Source organism: Corynebacterium sp. KPL1824 (assembly GCF_000478095.1).
In the GTDB taxonomy this organism is placed as follows: domain Bacteria; phylum Actinomycetota; class Actinomycetes; order Mycobacteriales; family Mycobacteriaceae; genus Corynebacterium; species Corynebacterium accolens.
On sequence record NZ_KI515749.1, the window covers coordinates 363,202 to 375,561 of the forward strand.

Sequence of the window (12,360 nt, forward strand, 5' to 3'; positions counted from 1 at the left end):
CTCTCCATTATGTCTGCACTATTTATTAAGTACTCCCAGCTCACCCGCGCCCTCGTCCGCAACGATGAGGGGATGAGCACCATTGAATACGCCATGGGATCGCTTGCGGCTGCGGCACTTGCCGGCGTGCTGTACATGGTCATTAACGGCGGCGGCGTGGTCGATGCCATCGAGGGAATTATCACCGATGCGCTATCGAATACCCCGAGCTAACCGGGCGCACTAGAACACAAGAAAGGAGGAATCATGCGCACGGTAGTCGATGACGATGGTTCCGTGACCATCGAAGCCGCCCTGGCATTAAGCTCCCTCGTCCTCGTGGCGGCGGGCATCATCGGTGCGATCGCGACGATGGCGTCCTATATCGCGGCGGTGGATATGGCGGGCGCGGCGGCTAGGTCGCACGCCATCGGCGTCGAGTACCAACCGGCCCGCGAGGATGCCCGGGTGAGCGTGCGGGAAAGCGCGGGGCTTATTCGGGCATCGGTAAGCGTCGATGCTCCCATCGGCACCATGAGCGCGGAGGCGGTCTTTCCCGCGGAGGTGGCTGGCAATGACTAGCAGGCTCCGCGGTGAGGACGGGTACGCCACCATCGCCGCCACCGGAATCATCGTCGCCATCATCAGCTTATTGCTGGTCATCGCGGCGGTGGGGTCTCGCGTGACCGCGCGCCACGAAGCGCAGGTAGCCGCGGACCTTGCCGCCGTGGCCGGCGCGTGGGCCTTGGCCACCGGCAAGGATGCGTGTGCGGCCGCAGAAAGCACCGCGCGGGAAAACGGCGCGAGCCTCGAGGAATGCACCGACAACGCACCCGATATCATCGCCGTGGCTGCGGTGCGCGGCCAGAGCGCCACGGCCAAGGCGGGCCCTGTTTAAACCGCGGCCTCCTGCGTCATGGTGACGAGCGCGCCGAGCAGCTTGATGGCACCGTCCTTGCTTAGTGGGTTATTGCCATTGCCGCACTTGGGCGATTGCACGCACGATGGGCACCCGGCCTCGCAGGGGCAGGAGCGCACCGCCTCAAAGGTGGCCGCGATCCACTCGGGGAAGCGGCGGAAGCCCTCTTCGGCAAACCCGGCGCCGCCGGGGTGGCCGTCGTAGACAAAGACGGTGGGAAGCTGCGTATCCGCGTGCAATGCGGTGGATACGCCACCGATATCCCAGCGGTCGCAGGTGGCGATAAGCGGCAACAGCCCAATGGCGGCGTGTTCCGCCGCATGCAGGGTACCGGGAATATCGGCAGCGGTAATGCCCATCGCTGAAAGCGCCAACGGGTCGATGGTATAAGCCACGGCGCGGGTGATAAGCCGCTGTTCGGGGAGATCGAGGGGGATATCGTCGCCGATGGTGCCATCGGCAAGCCGCACCTGGTAGCCGGTGACGCGGTCGGTGACCTCGACCTCCACGTCCGCCACCCACAGGCCCGGGGAATAATTGACCAGGTTATCGGCCTCGCGCACGATGCGAATATCCGTAGTAGAGCGCGGGGTGGTCGAATACTCGGGGGTCTCCGGGCGGGCGAGCGCCACATAATCGGATAGGATGAGCTCCTCGATGACAAAACTTTCGCCCTGGTGCAGGTAGACCGCGCCGGGGTGGACCTGGCTGGTCGCGCGCGCTGCATCGATGGTGCCCAATAGCCGGCCATCTGAGGCATCCACGATCATGACCTCCTCGCCCGCCCCGCCGCGCAGCGATACTGCCGAGTGGGCGGTTTCCGGGGAAAGCTCTTCCGCGCTGGAAGCGGGAATGGGCACGGCAAACCACCCGCGCTCGCGGCGGCGCACGAGGCCCTGCTCCGCAAGCTGGTGGATGACCTCGCTGGCACCCCACTCAGCAATGGTGGCATCATCCAGCGGTTTTTCCACCGCCGCGCAGTAGATATGGCCAAAGAGGATATAGGGGTTCGTGGGGTTAAAGACGCTCGCTTCCACTGGTTTTCCCAGTAGCGCATCGGGGTGGTGCACCAGGTAGGTATCCATGGGGTCATCGCGGGCGACAAGCACCACGAGCGAGCCTTGCCCGCGGCGGCCCGCGCGCCCGGCCTGCTGCCAAAAACTAGCCACCGTGCCCGGAAAACCAGCGGTGACCACGGCATCGAGCCCGCCGACGTCGATGCCCAGTTCCAGGGCGGAGGTGGTGGCGACGCCTAAGAGAGAGGCATCGTCAAGCGCCTGCTCCAACCGGCGGCGGTCCTCGGCCAGGTAGCCGGCGCGGTAGGCGGCGATGCGCTGCGCGAAATCCGGCCGGCCCAAACTGCCGGAAAGGGTCTCGGCGGCTACCATCGCCACGACCTCGGCGGAGCGGCGGGAGCGCACAAAGGTCATGGTCCGGGCACCTTCCGCGATGAAGGTTGCCATCATCTCGGCGGCCTCCGTGATGGCCGCGCGCCGCACGGGGGCGCCGTGCTCGCCCTCTGCGCCCTCCAAGAACCCAGGCTCCCAGAGCGCGACCGTGCGCGCGCCGGTGGGGGCGGAATCCTCAGTAATCGCGTGCGCCGGGCGGCCGGTGAGGCGCTCGGCATGCCGCGCCGGGTCATTCATGGTTGCGGAGGCATAAATGATGGTGGGCTGCGATCCATAATGCCGGCACAGCCGGAGCAGGCGGCGCACCACCAGGGCCACATTGGCGCCGAAAACGCCCCGGTAGGAGTGGCATTCATCGATGACGATGAACTCCAGGTGGCGCAGCACCCGCGCCCACCGCGCGTGCGCGGCCAGCATGGACATGTGCACCATATCGGGATTGGAAAACACCAGGCGCGAATGATCGCGCACGCCCGCCCGCGACTCCTGGGGCGTATCGCCGTCATAGGGCGCGGGTACCACGTTCTTGAGCTCCGGAATCCCGCGGCACAGCTCGAGCGCGGATTGCAGCTGGTCCGATCCCAGGGCCTTGGTGGGGGTGAGGTAGAGCGCGCACGCGGTCTGATCCTCCGCCAGCCGGGTGAGGATGGGCAGCTGGTAGCCCAAGGATTTGCCGGACGAGGTGCCGGTGGAAATTACGGCGTCGCGGCCCTGCCACGCGCATTCGGCGAGCTCGGCTTGGTGCGCATAGAGCTTGCCGATGCCCCCATCCATCACCTCCTCCTTCAACCCCGGCAGCACCCACTCCGGCCAATCGGCGTAGCGCGCCCGCTTTGCCGGGAGCGTGGTGTGAAACGTCAGGGTGGACTCAGAAAGGCGCCGCTGGATGAGTTCTAGGAGCTCTTCACCAATGGGGTTATCACCAGCCGGGTGAGACAATTTTTACCCCCTTGTGAGTTAAATCTATCGCTTTGGCGTGGAACGTGTCACACTGTTGACAGGCCAATGTTGTCTTGGTGCGGTTTTATACTTCACGGTACTGCTCGAGGACCCATTTACCGAATAACTACCGGCGCGGCAATCCGCGCTACCTCTTTAAGAAAAGGAACTCAGTTCACCATGACACAAGGAACCGTTAAGTGGTTTAACTCCGAAAAGGGATACGGCTTCATCGAGCGCGAGGACGGCGGTGGAGACATCTTCGTGCACTACTCCGAGATTCAGGGCAGCGGTTTCCGCACCTTGGAAGAAAACCAGAAGGTCAGCTTCGAGGTTGGATCCGGCCCGAAGGGCGACCAGGCGCAGGCCGTTTCCATCCTCTAAACCCCAGGGGGTTTAGAGCCCCAGGGGGTTAGAGTCGTAGGGCGTTTCGGCGTAGCCGCGGCGGGTATCCCACCACTCCATGATGCTGTTTTGGGCCTTTTGCAGTCCCAAGCCGATGAAGATGGCGGCGATAATGCTGATGACCATCGCAAATAGTGGGGTATCGGAGAACGCCATGCCGCCCACATAACCAATGGCCAAAGCCTGGAATACCCAGAGCATCACGCCAATGGTGTCGAAGAAGAGGAAGACCGGCCAGGGAAAGCGCATTGACCCCAGCAAAATGGTCATAAAGAGCCTGGCTGAGGGGATAAAGCGGGCAATGATAATGGCCGCGCCGCCGCCGCGGCGCACATTGCGTTTTACCCAGGAGAGGGCCTCGTAGGCCTTCGTTCCTTTTTGAATGCGGTTAAGCAGCGGCATGAACCGCGTGCCCAGCAAAAAGCACAGGTTATCGCCCAACATGGCTGCTACCAGCGCCACAAAGAACATGGTGGGCAGGTGCGGAAATCCCTGCGAACCGGACCAAGCGCCGACCATATTCAGCGGGATTTCAGAGGGGAGCACTGGAAAGAAACAGTCCCCGAAAATGAGCAGGCCCACGATGGGATAAACCCACTCCGTGCCCATGATGGCTTCAATCCACATGGTTACTGTGTCAACCATCTAATCCTCCACGGGGTGTGTTGTGGGTGTGCTATCGTCCCCAACAATGCTTTCACAGCTGCTGGACTTTCTAAAAAGGTCAGTATAGACCGGTTCGGTGGGGGTGCGAAGTGCCCCCTACACAGCCTTTTGGTGTTACCGAGTATATGGTGCGAAGAACGGTATAAACCACCTGTGTACGCTAGGGGCGATTGCTGAAAGCGCACAAATTTTAATGTTCGCATCATCGAAAGGGATGAAGTCGAAGTGGCAGAAGCGGCCGAGCCGGGCAAAACTTTAGTGATTGTGGAGTCGGCAACTAAGGCGAAAAAGATCCAGCCGTACCTGGGAGATAACTACATCGTGGAGGCCTCCGTGGGCCATATCCGCGATCTCCCGCGGGGCGCTGCCGACGTGCCGGCGAAGTTCAAGAAGGAATCTTGGGCCCGCTTGGGTGTTAACCCGGAAGATGACTTCGCCCCGCTTTACGTCGTTAGCCCGGATAAGAAGAAAAAGGTCGCTGACCTTAAATCCAAGCTGAAGCAGTGCGATAGCCTCTTGCTGGCAACAGACCCGGACCGCGAGGGCGAGGCCATTGCTTGGCACCTGTTAGAGGTCTTAAAGCCCAAGGTGCCGGTGCGCCGCATGGTCTTTAATGAGATCACCAAGTCCGCCATCTTGGAGGCGGCGGAAAACACCCGCGACTTGGACTATGACCTTATTGATGCCCAAGAAACCCGCCGCATCCTCGACCGCCTCTATGGCTACGAAGTCTCCCCGGTGCTGTGGAAGAAGGTCATGCCGCGCCTTTCGGCCGGGCGCGTGCAGTCGGTGGCCACGCGGGTCATCGTCGAGCGCGAGCGCGAACGTATGGCGTTTATCTCCGCCGATTACTGGGATTTGCTCGCCACCTTGGACGCGGGGGCGGGCAGTGGCGAGGGCCCGTCGGCCTTTGACGCGCGCCTGACCGCGGTCAATGGCAAGCGCGTGGCTGTGGGCCGCGATTTCGACGATCGCGGAAATGTGAAGACCAAGGACGTCATCGTCATCACCCAGCCGCAGGCGGAGGCCCTGGAAAAGGCCCTGCAGGGCGCGGGCATGACAGTAGCCGGGGTAGAGCACAAGCCCTATACCCGCAAGCCTTATGCGCCGTTTATGACTTCGACGCTGCAGCAGGAGGCGGGCCGGCGCCTGCACTTTACCTCTGAACGCACGATGCGCATTGCACAGCGCCTTTACGAAAACGGCCACATTACGTATATGCGTACGGACTCCTCTTCGCTGTCCAAACAGGGCTTGAACGCCGCGCGTAGCTCCGCTACCAGCATTTATGGCGAAGAATACGTCTCGGATTCCCCGCGCGTTTATGACCGCCGCGTCAAAAACTCGCAGGAGGCGCACGAGGCGATCCGCCCCGCCGGCGAGTCCTTTGCCACCCCAGGCCAGCTGTCTAGCCAGCTGGATGCGGAGGAATTTAAGCTTTATGACCTGATTTGGAAGCGCACCGTGGCCTCGCAGATGGCCGATGCCAAGGGCACCTCCATGAAGGTGGCGGTCGCCGGCACCGCGACCACGGATAATGGCGCCTATGATGTCGAGTTCTCTGCAACCGGCCGCACCATTACCTTCCCGGGTTTCTTGAAGGCTTACGGCGCCGACGAGGATACGAGCAAGAAGAGCGAGAACCGCCTGCCGCACCTGGAGCAAGGCCGCGATCTGAAGGCCGAAGAGGTCTCGGCAGAAGGCCACTCCACCAACCCGCCGGCGCGCTATACCGAAGCCAGCCTGGTGAAAAAGATGGAAGACTTGGGCATCGGGCGCCCGTCGACGTATGCCTCTATCATCAAGACCATCCAGGACCGCGGCTACGTGGTCTCGCGCGGCAACGCCCTGGTTCCCTCTTGGGTAGCCTTCGCCGTGGTGGGCCTCTTGGAGGAAAACTTCACCGAGCTGGTGGATTATGACTTCACCTCGTCCATGGAAGATGAGCTGGACTCGATTGCCACCGGCACGGAGGATGGCACGGACTGGCTCAACGGCTTTTACTTTGGCAACGCTGAGGCCAACGAGCACAAGGCGGCCTCCATTGCGCGGCATGGCGGGCTGAAATCGCTTATCGATGTCAACCTCGAGGCCATCGATGCCCGCAAGGTCAACTCGCTCAAGCTCTATACCGATTCGGAGGGCCGCGAGGTCTTCGTGCGCGTCGGCCGCTACGGGCCCTATATCGAGCGCGCGATCGGCACCAACGAGGACGGCAGCGTGGAATACCAGCGCGCCAACCTCTCGGAGACGGTGACCCCGGATGGGCTGAATGAACAGCTGGCGGAAAAGCTCTTTGCTACCTCGCAGGGCGGGCGCCAGCTGGGCGAAAACCCTGAAAACGGCCGCATGGTGGTGGCTAAGGAAGGCCGCTTTGGCCCCTATGTCACCGAGGTCGTGCGCGATGATGAGCGGGAAAAGGCCGAGGCGGAGGCCTTGGAGATCGTCGCGAAGGAGCGCGCCGAAGAGGATAAACAGCGCGCCGAGGAAGGCAAGCGCGCCAAGAATTGGGAGACCAAGACAGCCGCGAAGCAAAAGGAAAAGCGCATCAATGACTACATTGATGAGAAGCTGAAGCCGGGCACGGCCTCGCTTTTTAGCTCGATGGAGCCGCTGACCGTCACGCTGGAACAGGCCCTTGAGCTGCTGTCCCTGCCGCGCGAGGTGGGCGTGGACGACGGGGAGATGATCACCGCCCAAAACGGCCGCTACGGCCCGTACTTGAAGAAGGGCACGGATTCGCGCTCGCTGGCTAAGGAAGAGCAGATCTTTAGCATCACCCTGGATGAGGCCCGCCGCATCTATGCGGAGCCGAAGCGTCGTGGCCGCGCGGCCGCACAGCCGCCGCTGAAGCAGCTCGGCGATAATGACGTTTCGGGCAAGCCTATGACCGTTAAGGATGGCCGCTTCGGCCCGTACGTTACGGACGGCACCACCAATGCGTCCCTGCGCCGCGGCGACGATCCGGAGCAGCTTACCGATGCCCGCGCCAACGAGCTCCTCTCCGAGCGCCGCGCCAAAGAGGCCTCTGGGGAGACGAAGAAGAAGTCCACGAAGAAGTCTTCTAAGAAGAGCACAAAGAAGTCGACCAAGAAATCGACGAAGAAGGCAACAAAGAAGTCCAGCAAGAAGGCCACTAAGAAGGGCACGAAGAAGGCGGCTAAGAAATCCAGCTCGAAGCCTTCGCCCGGCACGAAGAACGTGGTTAAAGCCGGCTCGCGGAAGAAATAAGCGCGGAAATAAGTAAGGTGGCGGGCATGAATGATTTTCTTGCCCGCACCGAGGAAGGCACCGCGGCCTTAACCCGCGCGGTGTCTGAAACTTTTGCCGATGTCACCGACCCAGCCCGGCGCACGCCGCAGGGCTGGCGGCGTTTTGCGTACCTAGCGCTAGGCGAGTCCACGGTGTGGGCCCGCCTCTTTGGCTGGAAGAAGGCCCATGTCGCCACGAGCGCGCCGCTTCTGCCGCTATTGGCAGCGGAGGCGCAGGACCCTACCCTGAGCCCCGCCCTGCTGGCCGGCGCGGTGGGGCAGGCGGAAAAGTCGCGCCGCTTGCAGCACCCCTCTTTCCTTGGGGTAGTCGGCGTAACCGCTAGCCACGCGGCGTATTCGTGGGCGCTTTATCGGCGCGGCGCGCGCAACGATGCCCGCGGGTGGGGCCTGCGCGCCATGGCGTGGGCGGCGGCGCTCCTCGCCACGCGCAAGCAGCCCACCCGGACCGCGGTAGCGGTGGGCGGCGCGGCGGTGCTGACCACCTCGGCGCTGGCGGGCGATCCGCGCCTGCGCACCGATGCGACGAAGGGCTTGAGCCACGGCGCCAATCTCTTGGTAGCGGCGGAGGGCCTGACGGCACTGCGGGCGCGACTGTCTTTTGCTGAGTCTCAGCAGAAGACGCGGATACTGAAGAAAAATAAGAAACAAGCCAAGCCCACGAAGGTGGCCCGGGCGGTGGGCACGGCGGAGGCCGGCGCCTTTGCCTTGGGGCACTTCCTGCTAGTCGATGCCCTGACTAGGTAAGATCCTGACTAGGTAAGGTCCTGACTGGGTACGCTCCGCTCCGGCTGCATGCTCGGCCCATAAGATAGCCGGCGGTGCACCACCTCGAAGGGCCCGCGCAGGCCCAGCGCTTCGAGCACGCAGGCACTAATTACGGTCACCAGCCACACGCCGCAGGCGAGGGCGGCTTGGCCGAAGGCCCCTAAGTCGTGGCCGTAGTCCAGCGTGAAGGGGTGCACGATAAGGAAAAACAGTATCGACTGGCCTACATAACCACTCATGGATCGCTTGCCCAGCGCGACGAAGGGCCACAAGAAGGCGGGCACGGAGGCACCGGTTGCTAGGCGCTCTTGCACGGGCTGCAAGATGAGGGCGAGCCCGGCAAGGATTCCCGGCCCGGTTAGCACGCCGAGGGTGGAATTGGCGCTACTGGCGGCGTTCGCCCAGCGCTCATCAATGACCCCGAGGGTGCCCAAGGACCACAGCGTGCCAATGACCAGCGTTACGGCCGCGGCGATGGCCACCCAGCGCAGGAGTTGGGGGCGGTGAGAGGGGACATCGGCAAGCACGCCCTCGCGCGCCCACACAAAGCCCACCAGCATGACCGGCAGGTACATCAGCACGATGAGCGGGGCGGAGATGATCTGCGCGCCCAGGGTGAGAAGCTGGCTGAGCAGCAGGTCACCGTAGGAATTTACCGTGCCAATGGCATCGACGGGGATATCGAGCCCGCCGTCAATCGCGGAGAAAATAAACGTGGCGATGCCGAGCACCGTCAGCACCCCGAGCGCGATATGAGAAATCTTGCGCAGCGTAGAATTGTGCAGCGTGAGCAGCAGGGCAATGACTATGCCCGCTATGCCGTAGACAAACATGATATCGCCCCAAAACAGCAGCACCATGTGCACCGCGCCCAACAGCGCGAGGAAGCCATAGCGCTTGGCGATGACCCTCCTTGCCTCCCCCAGCGGAAATCCCCGCCGCCACAGGCTCATCGCAATAAGCCCCACGCCGAAGCCCAGCAGGGTCGAAAACATGGGTAGGCCGCGGTTGTGCACGAAGAAAGCGCCGAAGACGACGGCGATTTTATCCAGCACGCTGTCATTGAGGATGCCGCCGAAATACGTGCCCGGGCGATCCTCGGTGATGATCCACGCGGTGGTCATATTCGCTATCGCGATTCCTAAAAGCGCCATTCCGCGCGCCGCGTCGGGCACGATGAGGCGGGTGCTTGCCATTAGATTTCGCACCTTTCTGCCAGGCTGGCGCGGATGGGGCGCGCCAACTGGGTCATGCGGCGGCGCCCGCGCAGCTCGATGGATTTCATGACGGTCCAGCGGGCCTGTTCGGCCTCGTTGGCGGTCTTTAATGTAGCAGCATTGGTCAGGACCTGGCCGGGGGTGTCCTTGGCCATTTCGGTCAGGCGGGCGGCCTCGTTGACGGCATCGCCGATGACAGTGTACTCGAAGCGATCCGCGCCGCCGATGTGCCCTGCCACCACGTGGCCAGAGGCGACGCCGATGCCGGCCTGCAGCTCGAGCCCGCGCAATTCCCCGCGCAGCTCGCGGGCGGCCTGCAGCGCCATCGAAGTCGAGTCGTACACGTTGAGCGGCGCGCCAAAGACGGCGAGGGCGGCATCGCCTTGGAACTTGTTGATGATGCCCTTATTGCGGTGCACTACGGTCACGACGTGCTCGAAGAATTTATTGAGCTCCGTGACCACTTCTTCGGGCGAGTGGTTGACCGCGAAGGTGGTGGAACCGATGACATCGATGAACAGCACCGCGACCTTCCGGTCCTCGCCGCCCAATTCGGGGCGCTCATCAAGGGCGCGCTGGGCCACCTCGGTGCCCACGTAGCGGCCGAAGATATCGCGGACGCGCTGGCGCTCGCGCAGACCGCGCATCATCTCATTAAATCCTGCCTGCAGGACGCCGAGCTCGGATCCATCGTAGATATCGACCTCGGCATCGGACTCGCCGCGGCGCACGCGGTTAATCGCATCCTGCAGCTCCACGATGGGATCGACCACGCTCATGATGGCGAAGCTGGTGCCGATAAACCCAGTAGCCAGCGCGGTGAGTGCCAGCGCCACGATGGCTGGGATGATCTCGCTGGCATCGCCGGAGAAGAGCCCGGTGTGCTGCCCCAGCAGCACCAACACGATGCCGAGCAGCGGCACACCGGAGGTCATCAGCCAGGTGGAAAACAGGCGATATTTGATGGGTGGTTCGACTGTGGAATCTTCAAAGCGGCGGGCGACGGCTTGCGCGGCGACGGGACGCACGAGGCGCTCTGCCTGCAGGTAGGTCAAGATGATGACCACCAGGCCCGCCAGGGTGGTGGAGATGCCCACGACGAGCCCGAGCCGCCCGGATTGCCCGCTGGAGATTGCCACCGTCAAGATGATGCCGATGAGCCAGACCGCGGCCGCGACCAGGGATTGGTACACGGGGATGCGCAGCACGAGGGTGCGCACCATATTTGGATCGTGTGCATCAGGATTGCGCTGCCAGTCCAGCACGGGGCGGAAGAGCAGTAGGGTGGCGGCGATGCCGATGATGACGGCAAAGATGAGGTAGACCGCCGCCACTCCCTTCAGGTTGGGCAGCTCGGCGGCAAAGTCCTCGATTTCCGGCATGGGCAGGAAATAGAGGATGAAGGTCATGATCGCGATGGCGCCGATGAGATTGGCGCCCAAGACCAAGGCAGCGTATACCGGCCATTGGGTTCCCATAAGCCAACGAGCGCCACGCAATAGTCTGTTCATAACTACTTACTGTAGTAAGACCAGTAGGCTAGAGCGAGTGAATACGGGAAGCGTTGCGCAACGATTGGCAGATACCCCAGGTGTGGCCCGCACTATCTTGGGTGCCGCGCGGGCGGCGCGGGGGATGCCGGGGGCAGATCCGCGGGCGATGAGCCATTCCTGGCTCTTTACCGGCCCTCCTGGTTCCGGGCGTTCCTTGGCCGCAATCGATTTCGCGGCCGCGCTCATGTGCACCGATCCAGAGGAGCCGGGCTGCGGAAAATGCGAGGCCTGCCGCGCCGTGCTGGGTACTAAGCAGCACACGGACCTGGTCTTGGTGGATCCGCAGGAGGTCATTATCCCGGTGGATACGGTGCGCGAGGTCATTGGGCGCGCCGCGAGCCTGCCCACGGTTGCCCCGTGGCGCGTCGTGATCTTCAATAACGCGGATCGCCTCAACAATAACGGCGCCAACGCGCTGCTCAAGACGGTGGAGGAGCCGCCGGAGCGCACTGTGATTATCATGTGCGCGCCTTCCGATGCCCCTGAGGACTTCTCCCAAACCCTTCGCTCGCGCTGCCGGCACCTGTACATTCCCTCGCCGTCGGTGGAGAATATCGTTTCCCAGTTGGTGAGCGAAGGCGCCTCGGATCACGATGCCCGCCTCGCCGCCGTGACTTCCCTGCGCCACGTGGGCAGGGCGCGCCACTTGGTGGCGGATCCGACGGTGCAAAAACGCCGGGCAGTGGCCATCAACCTGGCCGAGGACATCTTCCATGAATCCCAGGGCTTTCAGGCGGTGACCTCGCTTCTTAAGCTGGTGGATGCGGATGCGAAGGAATCGCACAAGGAGGAAGAAGAAGCGGAGCTGGCCAAGCTGGAAAATACCTTTGGCGTTGGGGCGAAGGGCAAGGGCGCGGCGAAGGCGCAGCGCGATGCCCGCTCCGCCATCAAGGACTTACAGGAACAGCACAAGAAGCGGGCGAAGCGACGGGTCATCGATAACCTCGATTTGGTGCTCGTCGATCTCTCCGGAATTTACCGCGACGCGCTGATGACAAAGGTGGGCGCGCAGGTGGAGATGACCCACCCGGATTTCGCGGGGCTATCTGGCGAGCTGGCGCAGCGGGTAAGCGAGGCGGGCCTCTTGGAGTGCCAGTCCGCCATTTCTTATTGCCGCGAGCAGCTGACCCAGAACGTGGGCACGCAGATTGCTTTCGACGGCTTGGTGGGCAGGCTGCGGCGGGCCTGCCTCTAGCGCTGGGGCTGTCTAGTACCGGGACTGTCGCTAGTATCGGG

General features: G+C 62.9%; 11 protein-coding genes. 7 read left to right on the top strand and 4 right to left on the bottom strand.

What is annotated here, in order from left to right:
• The first annotated feature begins 9 nt into the window (after positions 1–9).
• Genes HMPREF1267_RS01665 through HMPREF1267_RS01675 form a run of 3 tightly spaced genes read left to right on the top strand, consistent with a single transcriptional unit; the run spans position 10 to position 877 of the window.
• Positions 10–213, top strand: a complete 204-nt coding sequence (locus tag HMPREF1267_RS01665) for a DUF4244 domain-containing protein (protein ID WP_005276515.1) — start codon at positions 10–12, stop codon at positions 211–213.
• A gap of 33 nt (positions 214–246) precedes the next feature.
• On the top strand, positions 247–561 hold the full coding sequence (locus tag HMPREF1267_RS01670) for a hypothetical protein (protein WP_005276517.1): 315 nt from the start codon (positions 247–249) through the stop codon (positions 559–561).
• Complete coding sequence (locus tag HMPREF1267_RS01675) at positions 554–877, top strand: Rv3654c family TadE-like protein (protein WP_023028180.1); 324 nt, start codon at positions 554–556, stop codon at positions 875–877. The genes HMPREF1267_RS01670 and HMPREF1267_RS01675 overlap by 8 nt, the downstream gene beginning before the upstream one ends.
• Here the strand turns inward: HMPREF1267_RS01675 and HMPREF1267_RS01680 are convergent.
• Entirely contained in the window at positions 874–3,246 is a 2,373-nt protein-coding gene (locus HMPREF1267_RS01680; protein ID WP_023028181.1) for a DEAD/DEAH box helicase, read from the bottom strand. The genes HMPREF1267_RS01675 and HMPREF1267_RS01680 overlap by 4 nt on opposite strands.
• A 180-nt stretch (positions 3,247–3,426) precedes the next feature.
• On the opposite strand from HMPREF1267_RS01680, the gene HMPREF1267_RS01685 reads away from it, so the two are divergent.
• Positions 3,427–3,630: a cold-shock protein gene (locus HMPREF1267_RS01685; protein ID WP_005276524.1), complete on the top strand. Its 204-nt coding sequence runs from the start codon at positions 3,427–3,429 to the stop codon at positions 3,628–3,630.
• 12 nt (positions 3,631–3,642) lie between these two features.
• Here the strand turns inward: HMPREF1267_RS01685 and HMPREF1267_RS01690 are convergent, their stop codons facing one another.
• On the bottom strand, positions 3,643–4,296 hold the full coding sequence (locus tag HMPREF1267_RS01690; RefSeq protein ID WP_023028182.1) for a DedA family protein: 654 nt from the start codon (positions 4,294–4,296) through the stop codon (positions 3,643–3,645).
• 246 nt (positions 4,297–4,542) lie between these two features.
• Here HMPREF1267_RS01690 and topA point away from each other — a divergent pair, with 246 nt between their 5' ends.
• Positions 4,543–7,548, top strand: coding sequence for a type I DNA topoisomerase (topA, locus tag HMPREF1267_RS01695; protein ID WP_023028183.1), 3,006 nt, complete (start codon positions 4,543–4,545; stop codon positions 7,546–7,548).
• A gap of 26 nt (positions 7,549–7,574) precedes the next feature.
• Positions 7,575–8,333, top strand: a complete 759-nt coding sequence (locus tag HMPREF1267_RS12325) for a hypothetical protein (protein ID WP_023028184.1) — start codon at positions 7,575–7,577, stop codon at positions 8,331–8,333.
• 8 nt (positions 8,334–8,341) lie between these two features.
• Here HMPREF1267_RS12325 and HMPREF1267_RS01705 read toward each other — a convergent pair whose 3' ends face one another.
• A complete protein-coding gene (locus tag HMPREF1267_RS01705) occupies positions 8,342–9,550 on the bottom strand; it encodes a DUF418 domain-containing protein (protein WP_023028185.1) in 1,209 nt (402 codons plus the stop codon).
• A complete protein-coding gene (locus tag HMPREF1267_RS01710; RefSeq protein ID WP_034666788.1) occupies positions 9,550–11,082 on the bottom strand; it encodes an adenylate/guanylate cyclase domain-containing protein in 1,533 nt (510 codons plus the stop codon). Before HMPREF1267_RS01710 ends, HMPREF1267_RS01705 begins: the two co-directional genes overlap by 1 nt.
• A 37-nt stretch (positions 11,083–11,119) precedes the next feature.
• Here HMPREF1267_RS01710 and HMPREF1267_RS01715 point away from each other — a divergent pair, with 37 nt between their 5' ends.
• Complete coding sequence (locus HMPREF1267_RS01715; protein WP_023028186.1) at positions 11,120–12,319, top strand: DNA polymerase III subunit delta'; 1,200 nt, start codon at positions 11,120–11,122, stop codon at positions 12,317–12,319.
• Positions 12,320–12,360: the final 41 nt, after the last annotated feature.

Excerpts from the sequence above, each read along its gene's own strand:
- HMPREF1267_RS01675 (WP_023028180.1), top strand. The coding sequence starts at position 554 with ATGACTAGCAGGCTCCGCGGTGAGGACGGGTACGCCACCATCGCCGCC.
- HMPREF1267_RS01670 (WP_005276517.1), top strand. The coding sequence starts at position 247 with ATGCGCACGGTAGTCGATGACGATGGTTCCGTGACCATCGAAGCCGCC.
- HMPREF1267_RS01665 (WP_005276515.1), top strand. The coding sequence starts at position 10 with ATGTCTGCACTATTTATTAAGTACTCCCAGCTCACCCGCGCCCTCGTC.
- HMPREF1267_RS01705 (WP_023028185.1), bottom strand. The coding sequence starts at position 9,550 with ATGGCAAGCACCCGCCTCATCGTGCCCGACGCGGCGCGCGGAATGGCG.
- HMPREF1267_RS12325 (WP_023028184.1), top strand. The coding sequence starts at position 7,575 with ATGAATGATTTTCTTGCCCGCACCGAGGAAGGCACCGCGGCCTTAACC.
- HMPREF1267_RS01710 (WP_034666788.1), bottom strand. The coding sequence starts at position 11,082 with ATGAACAGACTATTGCGTGGCGCTCGTTGGCTTATGGGAACCCAATGG.
- HMPREF1267_RS01690 (WP_023028182.1), bottom strand. The coding sequence starts at position 4,296 with ATGGTTGACACAGTAACCATGTGGATTGAAGCCATCATGGGCACGGAG.
- HMPREF1267_RS01685 (WP_005276524.1), top strand. The coding sequence starts at position 3,427 with ATGACACAAGGAACCGTTAAGTGGTTTAACTCCGAAAAGGGATACGGC.